This window comes from Methylococcus geothermalis (genome assembly GCF_012769535.1).
GTDB lineage: Bacteria > Pseudomonadota > Gammaproteobacteria > Methylococcales > Methylococcaceae > Methylococcus > Methylococcus geothermalis.
The window spans coordinates 1663692-1681941 of sequence record NZ_CP046565.1; the positions used below are offsets into that span (position 1 = coordinate 1663692).

Below are 18250 nucleotides of genomic sequence, written 5' to 3' on the forward strand. Positions count from 1 at the left end.
CTAGAGGCCCTTGTCGGTGACGGCGCCTTCCGAGGCCGAACTGACGAGCTTGGCGTACTTGGCCAGCACACCCTTGGTATAGCGCGGCGCCGGCTGGGTCCATTGCGCCAGACGCCGGCCGATCTCGTCGTCGGCGAGGTGCAGGGTCAGCGCGCGGGTCTCTGCGTCGATGGTGATCGTATCGCCGTCCCGGACAATCGCCAGCGGCCCGCCCGCGTAGGCTTCGGGCGTGATGTGGCCGACCACGAAGCCGTGGGTGCCGCCGGAGAAGCGTCCGTCGGTGATCAGGGCGACCTCCTTGCCCAGGCCCTTGCCCATCACCGCCGAGGTGGGGGAGAGCATCTCGCGCATGCCGGGTCCGCCCTTGGGACCTTCGTAGCGGATGACGATGACGTCGCCCTTCACCACCGTGCCGTCGAGAATGGCATGGAGCGCCTGTTCTTCGCAGTCGAACACGCGCGCGGTGCCGGTGAAACTCAGGCCTTCCTTGCCGGTGATCTTGGCGACCGCGCCCGCCGGCGCCAGATTGCCTTTGAGGATCACGAGGTGGCTGTCCTTCTTGATGGGGTTGTCCAGGGGCCGGATCATCTCCTGCCCGGCCGGATAGTCCGGCGCTTCCGCCAGGTTTTCCGCTAAGGTCTTGCCGGTGACCGTCATGCAGTCGCCGTGCAGCAGGCCGGCCGCCAGCAGCGTCTTCATCATGGGCTGGATGCCGCCGATCTCCACCAATTCGGCCATGGAATAGCGCCCACTGGGCTTCAAATCGGCCAGCATCGGCACCTTCTGGCCGACGCGGGTGAAGTCTTCGAGCGTCAGGTCGACACCGCAGGCATGGGCCATGGCCAGCAGATGCAGCACCGCGTTGGTGGAGCCGCCCAAGGCGATCACCACGGTGATGGCGTTTTCGAAGGCCGGTTTGGTCATGATGTCGCGGGGTTTGATATCCAAGTCGAGGAGCTTGAGCACCTGTGCGCCGGCGCGTTCGCAATCCAGCGCCTTATCCCTGGAAATCGCCACCTGGGCCGAACTCCCCGGCAGGCTCATTCCCAGCGCCTCGATGGCGGAGGCCATGGTATTGGCGGTGTACATGCCGCCGCAGGAGCCCGGGCCGGGGATGGCCTTGGACTCGATGGCGTGCAGTTCGGCGTCGTCGATGCGGTTGTTGGCACGGGCTCCGACCGCCTCGAACACCGACACCACGTCCAGCTTTTTGCCGTCATGGCAGCCGGGCAGGATGGTGCCGCCATAGACGAACACTGCCGGACGATTCAGGCGGGCCAGGGCGATCATGCAGCCGGGCATGTTCTTGTCGCAGCCGCCGATGGCGACCACCCCGTCATAACCCTGGCAGCCGACCACCGTTTCGATCGAGTCGGCGATGACTTCACGCGACACGAGGGAGTATTTCATGCCCTCGGTGCCCATGGAGATGCCATCCGAGATGGTGATGGTGTTGAAGATCACCGCCTTGCCGCCGTTGCCGTCGACGCCGCGCGCCGCGTCCTCGGCCAGCTTGTTGATGTGCATGTTGCACGGGGTCACCATGGCCCAGGTGGAGGCGATGCCGATCTGCGGTTTGGCGAAGTCGGCATCGGCAAAGCCGACCGCGTGCAGCATGGCGCGGCTGGGCGCGCGCTCCATGCCGTCGACAACCTGGGACGAAAAGGGACGTGAGTGCTTGTCGGTCATGATTCGGATTCCTTGACAAAAGTCCGGTTTGCCGGAGCGGCGAGGATGAAAAAAGGGGGGTCAGAACGAATCCCAGCTGCTGCGTTTGCGCCAGCCGAGTTGCGGAACGATCAGGCCCAGCACGAAGCCGGCGGCCAGCACCCCGGCGCCGATCAGGAACCAGCGCTGGCGCGTGTCCTCCGCCAGCGCCAGGTTTTCCAGCCGCTTGGCTTCGAGATCACGCTCGACGGTCACCACCGTTTCGCGCAGACGGTTGCGTTCGGCTTCGATCTGGAGGGCGTTGGCGGCGGTCTGCCGGATCGACGCCAGTTCCGCCTTTAGGCGCTCGTTTTCCGAGCCGAGGTTGCGGGCGTTGGATTCCGCCGCGTCCCGGCCTGACCGCAGGTCGGCGAGTTCGGTTTCGAGCGCCTTGCGCGAATTCTCGAGTTCGGCGAGCTTCTGCTTGAGTTCGATATTTTTCTGCTTGACTTCATTGAAATCTTTCAGCAAAACGACTTGGCCGCTTCGAGGCTTCTGGGGAGCTGGGGCGGCCTCGGCCGGTACTGGTGGTCTGCCGTGCTCCGGTGCAGCGGACGCGCCCGATGCGGCGGCAAGGAGAAGGCAGGCTAGGGTTCTTTTCATCTCGGGCCGAATACCAATGAAAAAAACGGACGACTACGGGTCCGGATAGCAAGAGTCGCAGGGTCCCGGCAGTAAAAGCGATTATAACCCCGACGCCATTCACCGACGCGGGGGCGAAGCGCTTCACGTCGCGAGCAGAAATTCCAGCAAGGCCTTCTGGGCGTGCAGCCGATTCTCGGCTTCATCCCAGACCACGCTTTGCGGACCTTCCAGCACCTCGGCGGAAACCTCCTCGCCGCGGTGGGCGGGAAGGCAATGCATGAACAGTGCGTCGGGGCGCGCCAGGGCCATGAGAGAGGCGTCCACCTGGAAGTTTTCGAAGGCGCCGATGCGCTCGGCCTGCTCGTTTTCCTGACCCATGCTGGCCCAGACGTCGGTCACGACCAGGTCGGCGCCGGTGACCGCGGCCCGAGCATCCCCGCTGACGGCGACCCGCTTTTCCGCGGCTTCGATCAGCTCGGTTTCGGGTTCATAGCCCGGGGGACAGGCGATGCGCAATTCGAAATCCAGCAGCTCGGCTGCATGGATATAGGTCTGGCACATGTTGTTGCCGTCGCCGATCCAGGCAACGGTCTTGCCGACGATGTCGCCGCGGTGTTCGAAATAGGTCTGCATGTCAGCCAGCAGCTGACAGGGGTGGAAGCGGTCGGTGAGGCCGTTGATGACCGGCACTCGCGAGTATTGGGCGAACACTTCCACCGTGCGGTGCGAATGGGTGCGAAGCATGATGCAGTCCACCATGCGGGACAGCACCCGCGCCGAATCCTCGATCGGCTCTCCGCGCCCGAGCTGCGTGTCCCGCGGCGACAGGAAGATGGAGCTGCCGCCGAACTGGGCCATCCCGACTTCGAAGGATACGCGGGTACGGGTCGAGGACTTTTCGAACACCATCCCCAGGACCTTGTTTTTCAGGGGCTCGTAAGTTTCCTTCAGGGCCTTGAGTTCGATGGCACGGGCGATCAGGCCCCGGAATTCGGAGGAACCGATGTCGCGCAAGGTGACGAAATGACGCGGTTTCATGGTGAATCTGCTGCAATTTGTAAAATCAGCCTACCGGATCGAGACAGGCTTGGATGATGGCGCTCAGCCGGTCGACCAGTTCGTCGGCTTCGGCGTCCGTCAGGATCAGGGGAGGAAGCAGCCGCACGGTCCGTTCCGCGGTGACATTGACGAGCAAGCCCTGTTCCAGGGCAATCCCGACGAGTTCTGTACAGGGCCGGCTGAGTTCGATCCCGACCATGAGGCCCAGGCCACGGATCTGCGCGATGCCGGGGTGGTTGCCGAGGCGGGTCCGGAAGCCGTTCACCAGCCGCCGGCCGAGGTCCGCCGCGCGCGCGGGCAAGGCCTGCCGTTCCAGGGTGTCGACCACGGCCAAGGCCGCAGCGCAGGCCAGCGGATTGCCGCCGAAAGTCGAGCCGTGCGTGCCCGCCGTGAGCATTTCCGCGGCGATGCCTCGGGCGAGGCAGGCGCCGATCGGCACGCCGTTGCCGAGCGCCTTCGCCAGGGCCATGACGTCCGGGACGATTCCGGCATGCTGGTAAGCGAACATCCGGCCGGTCCGGCCCATGCCGGTCTGCACTTCGTCGAGCATCAGCAGCCAGTTGCGCTGGTCGCACAGCGACTTCAGCCGCGCCAGATAATCGGCCGAGGGAACGCGGACCCCCCCTTCGCCCTGGACCGGTTCGACCAGGACCGCGACGACATCGGGATCATCGACGGCAGCGACCGCTTCCATAGTGTCGTAGGGCAGGCGCAGGAAACCGCCGACCAAGGGCGCAAAGCCCTCCTGCACCTTTGGGTTGCCGGTGGCGCTCAGCGTCGCCAGCGTGCGGCCGTGGAAACTTCCTTCCATGACGATGATCTTCGGAGCGTCGATGCCGCGATGATGGCCGTAGCGCCGCGCGATCTTGATCGCGGCCTCGTTGGCCTCGGCGCCCGAATTGCAAAAGAACGCGTTGTCCATGCCGCTCAGGCGGCACAGACGTCCGGCCAGTTCTTCCTGCAGTCCGATCCGGTACAGGTTGGAGCTGTGGACCAAACGCCCGGCCTGGTCGCACAGCGCCTTCGCAACCGCCGGATGGGCATGGCCCAGGCTGCAGACGGCGACGCCGGAAACGGCATCGAGGTAGCGCCTGCCCTCGGTGTCGAAAAGCCAGGCTCCCTCGCCGTGGGTGAACGTCACCGGTTGCCGGGCGTAAGTCGGCATGATGTTGCTCGTCATGGATAGGTGGCAAAAACCCAAAAAAACAAAAGGCAGTCGAGCAAGACTGCCTAGATGGAAGGCGGAAGGTTAACGGAAAAGAATGTCCAGCACAACAAATTCATCGACCCGATACGGCAGACCGACTCCGTGCGGTCGATCGGAGGTGTCCGTCGATCCCGACGCTTGACGTTCGGGGTCGAGTATCGAAGAATCCGGAAATTTCACTCGGACCAATGAAGAGGCAAACCGTGGACGTGATCGAAAGTATCAAGCGCCAGATCGCAGACAATCCCGTCATCCTGTACATGAAGGGAACGCCGGATTTCCCCCAGTGCGGATTTTCCGGAAGGGCCGTCCACATTCTCGACCAGTGCGGAGCGGAGTACGCCTTCGTCAATGTTTTCGAGGCCCCCGAGATTCGTGAGAACCTGAAGCTGGTCTCCCAGTGGCCGACCTTTCCTCAGTTGTTCGTCAAAGGGGAACTGATCGGAGGCAGCGACATCATGATGGAGCTCTACGAGAGCGGTGAACTGCAGAAACTGCTCGCCGAGGTCAAGACGGCCGGCGAGCGGAAGGCATGAGGCCGATCATTCCTGCGGCAGGAGGTCGTTCAGCCGTTTCCAACGGTTGACGATGGTGCAGAACAAGCGGGCGGTCTGATTGGCGTCGTAGGCGGCCGAATGGGCTTCCTGGGGGTCCCAGCTCAGCCCCGCCGCTTGTGCCGCGCGCGCCAGGACGGTCTGGCCGTAGGCCAGGCCGCCCAGGGTTGCGGTGTCGAATGTGCTGAAGGGGTGAAAGGGATTCTTCTTGATCCTGGCCCGGTTCGACGCGGCATTGAGAAAAGCGATGTCGAATGCCGGGTTGTGGCCCACCAGTATCGCCCGGGTACAGCCGTGTTGCCGGATCGACTGCTGGACCGCGTCGAAAATCTGCGACAGCGCCTCGCGTTCGTCCACTGCGAACCGGAAGGGGTGAAACGGATTGATCTTGTTGAAGCTCAACGCCGCTTCCTCGAGTTTGGCGCCTTCGAAGGGCTTCACATGCAGCTGATGAGTTCGAACGGGGTGAAGATTTCCCGTTTCATCCATGTCCAAGTGGACGGCGGCGATTTCGAGCAGGGCGTTGGCATGCGGATCGAAACCCGAAGTCTCGACGTCCACAACGACTGGCAGGTAACTCCGGAAGCGCCGGGCCATGGGGGATTTGCGGGATGTCATATAAGGGGGGGCGATCGCCGGTTTGCGGTGCATTGAAACCCATTGTAAGGCGATTTCGGGGGTGATTGCATTGCGGATTACGGTATTGCGTTTAGAATACGCACACGCGTCAAGATCCCCTGGAACCACGAGATCAAGGGTACAAAAATAAATGGACAATTCTCGAATCATGCCGGGCCGGCTGGTGCTGGTCTTCATGGCGGTCGCAGGGGCCGCCGGCTGTGCGTCGGACACAGTCAAGCAGGAAACGGCCAGCGCGGGCACCCCGCCGACACATTCCGACTCGCGCGATCCTTGGGAAGGATGGAATCGGGGCGCTCAGTCATTCAACGACGGGTTGGACGACTACTTCCTCAAGCCCGTGGCGAAAGGCTATCAATGGGCGGCGCCCAAGTTCGTCGACAAAGGCGTGACGAACTTTTTCAGCAACGTCGACGATGTGTCCGTGATCGCGAACGATCTGCTCCAGTTCAAGCTGGTGCAGACGGGACAGGATCTGGGGCGCCTCATCGTCAATTCGACGATCGGTATGGCAGGCTTCATCGACGTCGCCGACAAGCTCGATCTGCCCAAGCATTACGAAGATTTCGACCAGACTCTGGCGACCTGGGGGGTTCCCGCCGGCCCTTATCTCGTGCTGCCCGTCATCGGACCGGGGTCGCCGCGCGGCGTCGTCGGTTTCGCCGGGGACACGGCGGCCAATCCGATCAACTACATCACCCCGGCGAGCATTCCCTGGGGGGCCGGGGCGGGACGGTATGTGGACATCCGTGCCGATATGCTGAGCGCGACCAAGATCGCCGACGAGGCTTCGGTGGACCGCTACGAATTCATTCGCAACGCCTATTTCCAGCAGCGGAACTATCTGATCCACGACGGCAATCCGCCGTTGGAAGAAGATTTCGGCGGTGGCGAAGGGATCGAAATGGAGTTCGAGCTGCAGGGCGTCGAAGACCGGGCCACGGAGGCCAGAGAGAAAGAAGGGAAGGACGAGGCAAAACCGGCGTCACCCTGACCGGTTTTTCCACCATCGCATGAAAAAGCCCGCTCCGCGCGGGCTTTTTCATGGCCGGCATTCAGAGCGTGCGGCGAGATGCTCGCCAGTCGAGGGTTTCGCCCGCCATGGCGGGAACCACTCGTTCCGGTCCGAACGCCAAGGTTTCTGGAACCCGCCATTTCGCTCGGTGCAAGGTCAGGGTGCCGCCGTTCCTGGGCCGTCCGTAGAAATCGGCGCCATGGTGGCTGGCGAACCGCTCGAGCATGTGCAGCGCGCCTGCCCGCTCGAACGCCACGGCATAGAGTTCGATGGCCGTATACGCCGTGTAGCAGCCGGCGCAACCACAGGCGCTTTCCTTTTGCGGCTTGGGGTGGGGGGCGCTGTCGGTGCCCAGGAAGAAATGCGCATCGCCGCTGGTCGCGGCTGCCACCAGCGCCTGCCGATGGGATTCGCGCTTGAGCACAGGCAAGCAGTAATGGTGGGGACGGATGCCGCCGGCCAGCAAGGCGTTGCGGTTGTAGAGCAGGTGGTGGGCCGTGATGGTGGCTCCGACCCGTGGCCCGCGGCTTCGCACGAACTCCACGCCCTCCTTGGTCGTCACGTGTTCCAGGACGACGCGCAATTCCGTGAAACGCTGGACCAGCGGCTCCAGAACCGATTCGATGAAACGCGCTTCCCGGTCGAAAATGTCGACTTCCGCGTCGGTGACTTCGCCGTGGACGAGCAGCGGTACGCCATGCCGTTCCAAGGCTTCGATCGCCCGGTAAGCCTTTTCGATACCGGTGACCCCGGCCTCGGAATGGGTGGTGGCGCCCGCGGGGTAGAGTTTGAATCCGATGATTTCCGGCGTATCCGCTGCGCGCTCGACCTCCTCGACGGGCGTGGCATCCGTCAGATAAAGCGTCATCAGCGGCTCGAACTGCGCGTTTTCCGGCAGGGCGGCCAGGATGCGTCCACGGTATTCCAGCGCCGCCGCTACCGTCGTCACCGGCGGCTTCAGGTTGGGCATGATGACCGCCCGGCCGAATTGACGGGCGCTGTGGTCTGCGATATCCGCCATCGCCGCGCCGTCGCGCAGGTGCAGATGCCAGTCGTCGGGTGTCGCCAGCGTGATCGAATCCATGTCGATTCCGGGATGAGGTCTTCCGCCGAATTATACCGGCCTCCCGCCGGCCTTGCCCTCAGAACGCCAGCTTGACCCCCGCCCAGGCGGCCCTGGGCGAACCCGGCCCGACGAAGCGGTTGTTGGTGTATTCAGGCCCCAGCACTTCCTGAGGATTGCCGTACATGCCGAACGTCTGGTACTGCGCGTCGAACAGGTTGTTGACGCGGAAGAACAGCGAGAAATGATCGTCGTAGCGGTATTCGCCGTGCAGCATCACGATGGTGTAGTCCTCCAGCGGCGCGGTCAGGTTGGCTTCGTCGCCGCGCAGATACTGCCCGCTGTTGTAGATGATCTCGGTGCCGGCGGTGAGTCCTTCCAGGATGGTCACGGAAGCGTTGAACTTCAGCATGTTCTGCGGGATGCCCGGAATGTGGTCTCCCTTTTGCACGTAGATCAAGCCGTTCTGGGCGTAGGGGTTGTTCGGGCTGTTTTCGACGAACGGCGTCTGGAAAGTGGCGTCGAGCAGGGTGTAATTCAGTCCTACGCGGAATCGCTCGAACTCGGCGTTGACGCCAAGCTCGAAGCCCTGGCGCAGGGTCTGGCCGACGTTGTCGAAATAGCCCTGGTTGTTGTACACGCCGCCGGAGGCGATGAAGAGGATGTCGTTGCTGTTCTCGGTCTGGAACAGCGTTGCGTTCCAGTTGATGTCGCCCTCCAGGACGCCACCGAAATCGATGTCCGCGAATCCACCGCGCGCGCCGATTTCGCCGGTGGTCGCGACCACCTGTTTGAGCGGTGGATCGGACAGGAAGGCGTTGGGCAGTTTGCATGGCTGGGCGGGGTCGGCGCAACTGAGTTCGAGCGGCGTCGGCGCCCGGTTCGACTGGCTGAAGTTGCCGAAGAAGTTGAGTTCCGGTCGCCAGTGGTAGGTGAGGCCCGCGGAGGGATTGATCCGGTCGTAGCTGTGGTTGCCGTTCAGTTCGGTGCCGATCTGGTCGACGAGTTCGATCTGGGTCAGGTTGTAGCGGCCCGCGACGGTGAACGTGAGTTCGTCCGTGAGGGAAAACGAATCGCTCAGATAGACCCCGTAGTTGTACACGCTGGTATGCAGGCGCACCCGCGGCTCTTCGAGGATGACGCCGCTGCCCAGGGTGCCGCGGCTGCTCAAGAGTTCTGCCAGTTCGGTGTCGGCGCCGTAATCGACCTGGCCCTGGTTGTAGACGCCGCCGACCAGGAAGCGGTTGCCGTAACCGCCGAGCGTCTGGTTGAACGCCGTCTGCAGGCTGCCGCCGTAGTTGCGTTGGTTGGTCTGGGTGAAATTGTTGGTCGCGCCTTCCACCTTGGGGCCGCTGACGACCGGGTTGCCGTAGATGTCCAGGACTTGTCCGCCTTCACCGCCGTCGTCGCAGACGTAGGTGGGATCGCCTGCGCAGGGTTCGTAGTCCGAACCGTCGCCGTTGAAGGTGCTGATGAGGTTCTGGCGGAAGAAGGCGTTGCCGGACAGTTCGATCTCGTCGGTCAGCCAGTGGTTGCCGTCCAGCGAGGCCAGGAACAGGTTGGTCTTGGTCTGGTCGGGGTAGGTGAAGACGGCGTTGGGCTGTTGCTCGTAGAGCTGGACCGGGACAGCGCCGTTGCCGATCATGTTGTCATCGGTCGCCGCGAAGTTCAGGTTGAGATTGGAGCGCTCCTCGTTCTTCCAGCTCAGGGTGGAGAACCACTGCATCACCCCGGTCGGCGAGTACTCGCGCCAGCCGTCCTCGTGGAAATGGCGGAAATGGAAATAGGCGCCGAATTCGCCATCGTTCCAGCCGCTCTCGACCTCCTCGGAGTTGCGGCCCCACGAACCGCCGAACAGTTCGGCCCGGTAGCCCGGCGCGGTGAAGCCGGTCTTGGTGCGGACGCTGATCGCGCCGCCCAGGGTGTTCTGGCCGAACACCGGGTTGGAACCGGACTCCAGGCTCATCCTGTCGATGGCGCCTTCGGGGATGAGGTCCCAGTTCACCGTGTCGCCGAAGGGCTCGTTGAAGCGGATGCCATTGACATAAATCGAAAGGCCCTGGGGCAGCCCGAGCAAGGGCGAGGCGACGAAGCCGCGGTACTGCACGTCCGGCTGGAACGGGTTGTTCTGGGCGTCGTTGACGTTGACGCTGCCGAAGAAGCGGTTCATGTAGTCCGGCAGGGTGACGCTTTCCGCCTGGTCCAGCTCCTTGGCGTCGACGGTCTGGACATGGGAGGGGAGCTTGTACTCCTCCACGCCCGAATCGCCGACTGGAGAATCGGCAACGACCTTGACGGTCTCCAGTTGCACCGTCTTGTCCGCTGCTTTCTTGATATCGGCGGTCTTGGCGGGTTCCTCCGCGGCGCCGGCGCAGTGGGCGAAACTCAAGGCGGCGATGCCGCAAACCGTGATCTTGCGCATGTCGATGTCGGGCTCAAGAAATCGCGCAATGATAGGGAATGGCGCCCTGCTGCGGATAGGGAAAAAATCCCGCCGTTCGGGTGTCCGCCGGTTTGACAAAACGTCCCTGCGACAAGAGACTGCCGCGACGTTCCGGAGTCCGTTCGCGTCTCTTTGAATCAATAAGGAGTCACAACAGCCATGCAGTATGCAGTCCTGGTTCTCATCCTGATCGCTCTGCTGATCGTGTTCATCTACAACGCCCTGGTGCGGCTACGGGTGCAGTGCGACAACGCCTGGGCCGACATCGACGTGCAGCTCAAGCGCCGCTACGACCTGATCCCAAACCTGGTGGAAACCGTCAAGGGATACGCGGCGCATGAAAAGGGCACGCTGGAGGCCGTCATCGAGGCACGCAACCGGGCCATGTCGGTGCGGGGTGCCGCGGGGCGGGCCGAGGCGGAGGATGCCCTGAGCGGCGCGCTGCGGCAGCTCTTCGCGCTGGCCGAGCAGTATCCCCAACTGAGGGCGGTCGAGAGCTTCAACCAGCTGCAGGGCACCCTCACCGAAATCGAGGACACGGTGCAGAACGCCAGGCGCTACTACAACGCCGCGGTGCGCGATCTCAACACTCGGATTGCCCAGTTCCCCTCCAATCTCATTGCGAACAGCTTCGGTTTCACCGCCCGCCCCTTCTTCGAGCTCAGCGAGACGGCCCAGCGCGAGACGCCGGCCGTGCGTTTCGATACCGGCGCCCACTAAGGGGGTCGTTAGGCGATGCGGTGGGCAATCCTGGTTTTCGCCTGGCTGGTTGGTACCTCTCAGGTCCAGGCGCGGTCTCTGGTGATCCAGAGCTTCCATGCCGACATCGTGGTCGGGGCGGACGGTGGGCTGGACGTCACCGAAACCATCCGTCCGCGCTTCGAGGGGAGCTGGAACGGCATCTACCGTTCGATTCCGGTCGAGTACACTACGCCGCAGGGGTTCAACGACCACTTGTTTCTCGATCTGCTCGGCGTGACCGATCAGCAGGGCGTTCCATTGAAGGTGGAAGACGGCAGCGAGCGCCATTACCGCAAGTTCAAAATCTGGATCCCGGGCGCGGAGGACGTGGCGAAGACCGTGATGTTGCATTACCGGGTGCGCAACGGCCTCAAGTTTTTCGACGATCACGACGAGCTGTACTGGAACATCACCGGCGACGAATGGGAGGTTCCCATCGAGGCCGCCAGCGCCCACATCGTGTTGCCGTCCGGCGCCGAAGGCATCCGTACCCTGGCTTTCACGGGCGGCTACGGTTCACGGGAAGAGGCTGCGGATGTGCAGGTGCGCGGCCGCGAAATCGATTTCCGCATGCGGCGCCCTCTGGCTTTTCACGAGGGTCTGACCGCGGTCGTCGGCTGGAACAAAGGGGTGGTGCAGCGGCCCGGCGCGATGGCAAGGACCGGGGATTTCCTGCGCGCCAACTGGCCGTTGGGTCTGCCCCTGGTCGTGCTGGCCGCGATGTACCGGCACTGGTCGGTCCGCGGCCGCGACCCGCGCCTTCGCCCCATCGCCCCGCAGTACCGCCCGCCGGAGGGATTGACGCCGGCCGAATTGGGAACCCTGATCGACAATGCCGTGGACATGCGGGACATCACCGCCACCCTGGTCGACCTCGCGGTCAAAGGCTATGTGCTGATCGAAAAGCAGGAGACCGACAGGCTGCTGGGGATCTGGAAGGATACCGATTACCTGTTCCGGCTGCGCCAGCCGCCTTCCGCCTGGAACGTACTCCACGCCCATGAGCGGGCACTCTTGAGCGGTGTGTTTTCCGGCGGGGTGACGGAAAGCGTTCGGCTTTCCGACATGGAACGGACGTTCTATACCCATGTGCCCGGCATCCGCGACAAGATCTTCGACGCGCTGATGGCGCAACGCTATTTCGCCGCCCGCCCCGACCGGGTGCGGAGGAACTACATGCTGGGCGGTCTGATGCTCGGCGTGGTCTGGTTCTTCGGCGCGATTCTGGCCGCCGACTACGCTCGCCTGCATTGGGGCATGGCCGCCGGCACGCTGGTCCTCCCCGGCTTGATTTCCGCAGCGATCGTCGCCGCTTTCGGCTATTTCATGCCAGCTAGGACGCTGGCCGGGACTCGGGTGCTGGAAGCCGCGCTGGGATTCGAGGACTTCCTGGCAAAGGTGGAAGCCGACCGCATGGACCGGATGATCCGCACCCCCGACATGTTCGAGAAGCTGCTCCCCTATGCCATGGCGCTGGGGCTGGAAAAGCGCTGGGCCGCGGCATTCGCCGGCATCTGTACCCAGCCGCCGGCTTGGTATCGGGGGGGCGCCATGGATTTCGATGCCGGCGATTTCGCCCGCGATCTCGGCCGCATGGCCACTCAGGCCGCAGCGGCCATGAGTTCGGCGCCGCGCAGTTCCGGCGGGTCGGGTTTCAGCGGGGGAAGTTCAGGCGGCGGTTTCGGCGGTGGCGGCGGCGGTGGATTTTAGCGTGCAGTGCTGCGGGTTTGCGGCTGTCCATGATATGTTTTTTCCCTACTGGCAAGGCGCTTGCGCCGGCTTTCCCGCCATTCTTAGCAGACCATCGAGGATTCGCGAGTCATGAACGACCCTAACGATTTGAGCGACGACCAGGCTCTGCGCTTGTCCATCCTGGGCATGCGCTGTGCAGGTTGCGTCGAGGCCGTCGAAACCGCATTGAAGGATGTGCCGGGAGTGGAGGCCGTCAGCGTCAACTTCGGCGACCATTCCGCCCTGGTCAAGGGCAAGGCCGATCCGGAGAGCTTGAAAGCCGCTCTCAAGGCGGCGGGCTACGACGGCGCGGTGATGGAGTCCCTCGAAGACCCTGCCGCGCAGGAGCGGGCGGAAGAGGAGCGCTACCGCGAACTGCTGAAAAAGGCCGCCTGGGCCGCCTCCCTGGGCGTGCCGCTCATGCTGGGCGCGCACCTGGACTGGTTTCCGATGATCGGGACGTCGGCCGGAACGACGTTCTGGACCCTCATTTCGCTGCTCACGCTGGCCGTGCTCTATTTCTCCGGCGGGCATTTCTTCCGCGGCGCGGTCAAGTCGTTCCAGCATCGCCAGGCCAATATGGACACGCTGATCGCCTTGGGTACCGGCGCGGCCTGGTTCTATTCGACGGTGGCCATCGATTCCGCCGATCTGCTGCCGGCGCAAGGGCAGCACGCCTATTTCGAGGCGGCGGCGATCATCATCGCCTTCATCAATTTCGGCTCGGCGCTGGAGACTCGCGCCCGCGGCAAGACCTCCTCCGCGATCCGCGCGCTGATCGGCCTGCAGCCCCGCACCGCGCGGGTGATCCGCGACGGCCAGGAACTCGACGTGCCGATTTCCGAGGTCGGGCTGGACGAGATCCTGAGGGTGCGGCCGGGCGAGAAGATCCCGGTGGACGGCATCCTGGTCGAGGGACGATCCAGCGTGGACGAGTCCATGCTGACCGGCGAGCCGATGCCGGTGGAAAAGGGCGAGGGCGATACGGTGGTGGCGGGCACGCTGAACCAGTCCGGCACTTTCCTGTTCCGCGCCACCCGCATCGGCCGCGACACCGTGCTGGCCCAGATCATCGCCAGCGTGCGGCAGGCCCAGGCCACCAAGCCCGAGATCGCCCGTCTGGTGGATAAAGTCTCCGCGGTGTTCGTGCCGGCGGTGGTCGGCATCTCCGCCTTCACCTTCCTGGTTTGGTGGATCTTCGGGCCGACGCCTTCCTTCGGCTATGCCTTCGTCACCGCGATGACGGTGCTGGTCATCGCCTGTCCCTGCGCTTTGGGGCTGGCGACGCCGATTTCGATCATGGTCGCGGTCGGGCGCGCGGCGCAGCACGGCATCCTCATCCGCCGCGGGGAGGCGTTGCAGAGCGCGGGCCGGCTCACTGCCGTGGTGCTGGACAAGACCGGCACCATCACCGAAGGCCGGCCCAGCGTGATGGGCATCGATACGGCCAAGGGCTGGTCGGAGAAACGCGTGCTGGGCCTGGCCGCGAGCCTCGAAGCAGGGTCCGAACATCCGCTGGCCTCGGCGGTGTTGCGGGCCGCGGAAGCGGGCAAGATAGCCACGTCCGCGGTGGACGGTTTCGTCGCGGAGCCCGGTCACGGTGTCGCCGGCAGCGTCGACGGCATTCGGTTGCTGCTCGGCAATGTGGCCATGCTGGAAAAGCACGGCATCGATTTGCGGGCTTTCGAGGCCCAACTGGCGAGCTGTTTCAAGGAGGCGCTGACGCCTCTCCTGCTTGCAGCCGATGGCCAGGTGGTCGGCCTGCTGCGGGTCGCCGACCCGATCAAGCCGGACGCCCGCGAGGCGGTGCAGCGCCTGAAGGAACTCGGCGTCCGAGTCTTGATGGTGACCGGCGACCATGAAGCCACCGCGCAGGCGATCGCCCGTGCGGCCGGTATCGATGAGGTCCGCGCCCAGGTGTTGCCGCAGGACAAGGCGACGGTGGTGAAGGAGCTCCAGTCACGCGGTGAGATCGTCGGCATGGTCGGCGACGGCATCAACGATGCGCCGGCCCTTGCGCAAGCCGATGTAGGCTTCGCCATCGGCACCGGCACCGACATCGCGATCGAAAGCGGTGACGTCGTGATCATGGCGGGTTCGCCGCTGAAAGTCTCCGAAGCCATTCATTTGTCGCGGCTGACCGTGCGCAACATCAAGCAGAATCTGCTGGGGGCGTTCATTTACAACACCCTGAGCATACCGGTCGCGGCGGGTATCCTGTACCCGTTCGCCGGCGTGCTGCTGAACCCGATGATCGCCGGGGCGGCCATGGCGCTTTCTTCGGTCACCGTGGTGGCCAACGCCAATCGTTTGCGCTGGCTATGAATCGGCGGAAAAAAGCCTATCCTTTCCTCATTCCGCCGCCATCGAGACAACCCACAACAAGGAGGAGATCGTCATGACGGAATTCGCACGGCGCATGGTTTCGCTGGGTTTCACCGCCGAGCTTTTTCCGCCCGGCACCCACATGTGCTACCTCTACAACGACGAACAAGAACGCCTGGAAATCATGTCCGAGTTCGTGCGCAGCGGCCTGGAGGCAGGGGAAAAGGTGGGCTATTTCGTCGAGGAGATGAGCCCTCAGGGTTTGCGCGACTACTTTGCCGGCCTCGGTATCGTGCCCGCGGAAGAAACACAGTTGGACGTCGAGCCGTCGGTAGCGGTGTATTGTCCGGACGGCAGTTTCTCGCCCGAAAGGATGCTGGATCGGCTGCGTGCGGCCTACGATGAGGGCATGGGGGAGGGATTCGACGGCGTCCGGCTCACCGGTGAAATGCATTGGGCGCTGCGGGGGCTGCCGGGTTCGGAGCGTCTGGCCGAATATGAATCCCGCATCAACCTCCTGGTGGTCGATTGCCCGCTCACCGTGATCTGCCAGTACGACGCCAACCGCTTCGACGGCGCCACCTTGTTCAAGGTGCTCAACGCCCATCCGATGATGATCGTGCATGGACAGGTCGTCCACAATCCTTACTATCTCCCTCCCGAGCAATACTTTGCCCGCTATTCAGCAGGGCACGCATAGGCGATGACCCGTTTGGAACCGGAGGCGACGGTTCTGGGTCGCCTCCTCGTCATTCAGGAGACCCTGGATGTACTTCCCGACACGGCAGGTATCGCGGCGTTTCTCGATGCCGCCCTGGCCGAAGTACCCGGGGTCGCCGGCGCCCACCTTTGTGTCGATGGCAAACTCATGCCGGCGTCTTCGGACCTCGACGCGGTGTGTGACGGCCTAGAGATGAATCCTGCGCGGCTCGTGGCCGGCCCTTTGGGCGAAGGCGCGCGCCTGTTCATCTATCCCTTGAGGATCGCGGCACGTTGCTACGGCGTGCTGCTGCTGCGCCTATCGGAGCCCGCGCAATTCCAGAATTACCGGGATTTTCTGGGCAACATCGCCAACGTGGTGGCGCGTACCTTGGAGAACCGGGCGTACGTGGCTGAACTGGCCCGTTCCAACCGCTTGCTCGAACAGCGTGTGGACGAGCGTACCCGCGCATTGTCCGAGAAGACCGCCGAGCTTCAACGCGAATGCGAAATTCGGCGGGCTGTTCAGGACGATCTGGCCGAGAGCGAGGAGAAGTTCCGCCAGATCAGCACGGCGGCGCTGGACGCCATCGCGATCATCGATGGCCGCGGCCGGGTGATGTACTGGAACCCGGCGGCGGAGGCCATGTTCGGCTACTTGAGCGATGAAATCGTCGGACGCGACCTCCACGAGGTACTGGCGCCGGAGCGCTACCTCGGACCTTACCGCGCTGGAATCGCCGAGTTCCAGCGCAGCGGCACGGGCGCAGCGATCGGTCTGACCCGGGAAATGTACGCGATGCGCAAGGATGGCAGTGAATTTCCGATAGAGCTTTCGGTCTCTTCGGTGAAGATCCGCGGGGAGTGGATCGCCATCGGCGTCATCCGGGACATCACCGAGCGGAAACATGCGGATGCCCTCAAGGCCAGGCTGGCCGCCATCGTCGAATCGTCGGAGGACGCCATCCTGGCCAACACCCTCGATGGCATCATCACGAGCTGGAACGCCGGAGCCGAGAGGATGTTCGGTTACCGGGCCGAGGAAATCATCGGCCAGCCGGTCACCCGTTTGGTACCCCCGGAGCTGCACGGCGAGATCCGCCGCTGCCTGGCGGAAGTGGCCAACGGCAGGGCCGTACGGAATCTCGAGATTCGGAGCATGACCAGGAGCGGAGCGCAATTCGACGTTTCGCTGACGATTTCCCCGGTGCGCGGCGAAGAGGGGAAGGTCGTGGGCGCATCCGCCATCGGGCGCGACATCACCGAATTCAAGCGATCGGAACAAGCGTTGCGGCGGCTCAACAGGGTTCTCAAGACGGTCACCGGCTGTGACAGCGTCCTGGTCAGGGCGCGGAGCGAAGCCGAACTGCTCGGCGAGATGTGCCGCGTCATCGCCGACGTCGGCGGGTATGGCAAGGCTTGGGTGGGCGTGCTCCCGGAGGGTCCGAACGCCCATGTGCCGCCTGAGGTCTATCACAGCGAAACGCCGGGGATCGCGGATTGCGTTTCGCGGCTGCGGAAGCGTGAAGTGTTCGATTCCATCTTGCGCAGCGTGGGTCATTCGGGGATCAGGCGGGTGGTGCGGGAAATTGACGAAGCGTCGCCGCTGTTCCCCTTGTGTCACTATGCCGCTGAACAAGGCTGCGATGCCTTCGCGCTGATTCCGATACGGAACGGCCCGGATGTCGCCGGCATGCTGGGGCTCTGTGCGGAGACTCTGGAAGCCTTCGAAGGCGACGAAATGGCGCTGCTGGAAAAGCTGGCGGGGGATATGGCATACGGCATCGCTCATCTGCGGGACCAGGCCGAACGCCTGAAGAATGCCGATCGAATCACGCGAAGCCTGGAGCAGACGATTCAAGCCGTCGCCACCACCCTTGAAATGCGGGATCCCTATACTGCTGGTCACCAGCGGCGGGTGGCCGATCTCGCCGCGGCCATCGCGAAAAAACTGAATTTGTCCGAAGACGAGGTGCACGGCATCCGGCTGGCCGGCATGGTCCACGATCTCGGCAAGATTCGCATCCCCGCCGAAATCCTGACCAAGCCGGGCCGGCTGACCCCTTTGGAATTCGATTTCATCAAAACCCACCCCCAAGTCGGATACGACATCCTCAAGGACGTCGCATTCCCCTGGCCGATCGCAGACATGGTCCTGCAGCACCACGAGAGGCTGGACGGATCGGGGTATCCGCAAGGACTCGCCGGTGATGCCATCCTCCTCGGCGCGCGGATCATCGCGGTCGCGGACGTCATGGAGGCGATGTCGTCACATCGCCCCTACCGGCCCGGTCTCGGCAAGGAAGCGGCGCTGGCGGAACTGGAGGCGCGCCGCGGAAGCTGGTACGACGCACGGGTTGTCGACGCCTGCAAGGCCCTTTTCCGGGACGAAGGCTACCCCTTGCAGTGATGCCCCTTGCGGATAGGTGGAAGTGGCGTGGATAGAGATGCCGGGAGCGGTGAGCCGGCGCCGGGTGTCGGT

The 18250-nt window shown here is 63.7% G+C and carries 14 protein-coding genes; 7 read left to right on the forward strand and 7 right to left on the reverse strand.

Annotation, left to right across the window (positions count from 1 at the left end; all coding sequences use genetic code 11):
• The 4 genes from ilvD to GNH96_RS08090 all read right to left on the reverse strand — a co-directional run bounded on the left by ilvD (position 1) and on the right by GNH96_RS08090 (position 4531).
• Positions 1-1689: a dihydroxy-acid dehydratase gene (ilvD, locus tag GNH96_RS08075; RefSeq protein WP_169603212.1), complete on the reverse strand. Its 1689-nt coding sequence runs from the start codon at positions 1687-1689 to the stop codon at positions 1-3.
• Between the two features lie 60 nt (positions 1690-1749).
• Complete coding sequence (locus tag GNH96_RS08080; RefSeq protein WP_228720075.1) at positions 1750-2178, reverse strand: TIGR04211 family SH3 domain-containing protein; 429 nt, start codon at positions 2176-2178, stop codon at positions 1750-1752.
• A gap of 255 nt (positions 2179-2433) precedes the next feature.
• Complete coding sequence (gene argF, locus GNH96_RS08085; RefSeq protein ID WP_169603214.1) at positions 2434-3330, reverse strand: ornithine carbamoyltransferase; 897 nt, start codon at positions 3328-3330, stop codon at positions 2434-2436.
• 25 nt (positions 3331-3355) lie between these two features.
• Positions 3356-4531, reverse strand: a complete 1176-nt coding sequence (locus GNH96_RS08090; RefSeq protein WP_169603215.1) for an aspartate aminotransferase family protein — start codon at positions 4529-4531, stop codon at positions 3356-3358.
• 230 nt (positions 4532-4761) lie between these two features.
• Between GNH96_RS08090 and grxD the strand changes: the two genes are divergently transcribed.
• Complete coding sequence (grxD, locus tag GNH96_RS08095; protein WP_169604633.1) at positions 4762-5094, forward strand: Grx4 family monothiol glutaredoxin; 333 nt, start codon at positions 4762-4764, stop codon at positions 5092-5094.
• A 6-nt stretch (positions 5095-5100) separates the two neighbouring features.
• On the opposite strand, the gene rnt is transcribed toward grxD, so the two are convergent.
• Entirely contained in the window at positions 5101-5730 is a 630-nt protein-coding gene (gene rnt / locus GNH96_RS08100) for a ribonuclease T (RefSeq protein ID WP_169603216.1), read from the reverse strand.
• Positions 5731-5881: 151 nt separating this feature from the next.
• Here rnt and GNH96_RS08105 point away from each other — a divergent pair, with 151 nt between their 5' ends.
• The gene (locus GNH96_RS08105) at positions 5882-6745 is read left to right on the forward strand and encodes an MlaA family lipoprotein (protein WP_169603217.1); all 864 of its coding nucleotides are present in this window, start codon (positions 5882-5884) and stop codon (positions 6743-6745) included.
• Between the two features lie 61 nt (positions 6746-6806).
• On the opposite strand, the gene pyrC is transcribed toward GNH96_RS08105, so the two are convergent.
• Positions 6807-7850 carry a dihydroorotase gene (gene pyrC, locus GNH96_RS08110; protein ID WP_169603218.1) on the reverse strand — a complete coding sequence of 348 codons (1044 nt, stop codon included), beginning with the start codon at positions 7848-7850 and terminating at the stop codon, positions 6807-6809.
• A 58-nt stretch (positions 7851-7908) separates the two neighbouring features.
• Entirely contained in the window at positions 7909-10251 is a 2343-nt protein-coding gene (locus GNH96_RS08115) for a TonB-dependent receptor (RefSeq protein WP_169603219.1), read from the reverse strand.
• Between the two features lie 180 nt (positions 10252-10431).
• On the opposite strand from GNH96_RS08115, the gene GNH96_RS08120 reads away from it, so the two are divergent.
• The 5 genes from GNH96_RS08120 (at position 10432) to GNH96_RS08140 (ending at position 18178) form a co-directional block, all read left to right on the forward strand.
• On the forward strand, positions 10432-10992 hold the full coding sequence (locus GNH96_RS08120) for a LemA family protein (RefSeq protein WP_169603220.1): 561 nt from the start codon (positions 10432-10434) through the stop codon (positions 10990-10992).
• Positions 10993-11007: 15 nt separating this feature from the next.
• Positions 11008-12723: a DUF2207 domain-containing protein gene (locus GNH96_RS08125; RefSeq protein ID WP_169603221.1), complete on the forward strand. Its 1716-nt coding sequence runs from the start codon at positions 11008-11010 to the stop codon at positions 12721-12723.
• Positions 12724-12834: 111 nt separating this feature from the next.
• Complete coding sequence (locus GNH96_RS08130; RefSeq protein ID WP_169603222.1) at positions 12835-15069, forward strand: heavy metal translocating P-type ATPase; 2235 nt, start codon at positions 12835-12837, stop codon at positions 15067-15069.
• A gap of 73 nt (positions 15070-15142) precedes the next feature.
• Positions 15143-15769: an MEDS domain-containing protein gene (locus GNH96_RS08135; protein ID WP_169603223.1), complete on the forward strand. Its 627-nt coding sequence runs from the start codon at positions 15143-15145 to the stop codon at positions 15767-15769.
• Between the two features lie 3 nt (positions 15770-15772).
• Positions 15773-18178, forward strand: coding sequence for a PAS domain S-box protein (locus GNH96_RS08140; RefSeq protein ID WP_169603224.1), 2406 nt, complete (start codon positions 15773-15775; stop codon positions 18176-18178).
• The last annotated feature ends 72 nt before the right edge of the window (positions 18179-18250 follow it).

Coding starts and splice junctions, on each gene's coding strand:
- ilvD (WP_169603212.1), bottom strand. CDS start 1,689: ATGACCGACAAGCACTCACGTCCCTTTTCGTCCCAGGTTGTCGACGGC.
- argF (WP_169603214.1), bottom strand. CDS start 3,330: ATGAAACCGCGTCATTTCGTCACCTTGCGCGACATCGGTTCCTCCGAA.
- GNH96_RS08090 (WP_169603215.1), bottom strand. CDS start 4,531: ATGACGAGCAACATCATGCCGACTTACGCCCGGCAACCGGTGACGTTC.
- rnt (WP_169603216.1), bottom strand. CDS start 5,730: ATGACATCCCGCAAATCCCCCATGGCCCGGCGCTTCCGGAGTTACCTG.
- GNH96_RS08105 (WP_169603217.1), top strand. CDS start 5,882: ATGGACAATTCTCGAATCATGCCGGGCCGGCTGGTGCTGGTCTTCATG.
- pyrC (WP_169603218.1), bottom strand. CDS start 7,850: ATGGATTCGATCACGCTGGCGACACCCGACGACTGGCATCTGCACCTG.
- GNH96_RS08115 (WP_169603219.1), bottom strand. CDS start 10,251: ATGCGCAAGATCACGGTTTGCGGCATCGCCGCCTTGAGTTTCGCCCAC.
- GNH96_RS08120 (WP_169603220.1), top strand. CDS start 10,432: ATGCAGTATGCAGTCCTGGTTCTCATCCTGATCGCTCTGCTGATCGTG.
- GNH96_RS08125 (WP_169603221.1), top strand. CDS start 11,008: ATGCGGTGGGCAATCCTGGTTTTCGCCTGGCTGGTTGGTACCTCTCAG.
- GNH96_RS08130 (WP_169603222.1), top strand. CDS start 12,835: ATGAACGACCCTAACGATTTGAGCGACGACCAGGCTCTGCGCTTGTCC.
- GNH96_RS08135 (WP_169603223.1), top strand. CDS start 15,143: ATGACGGAATTCGCACGGCGCATGGTTTCGCTGGGTTTCACCGCCGAG.
- GNH96_RS08140 (WP_169603224.1), top strand. CDS start 15,773: ATGACCCGTTTGGAACCGGAGGCGACGGTTCTGGGTCGCCTCCTCGTC.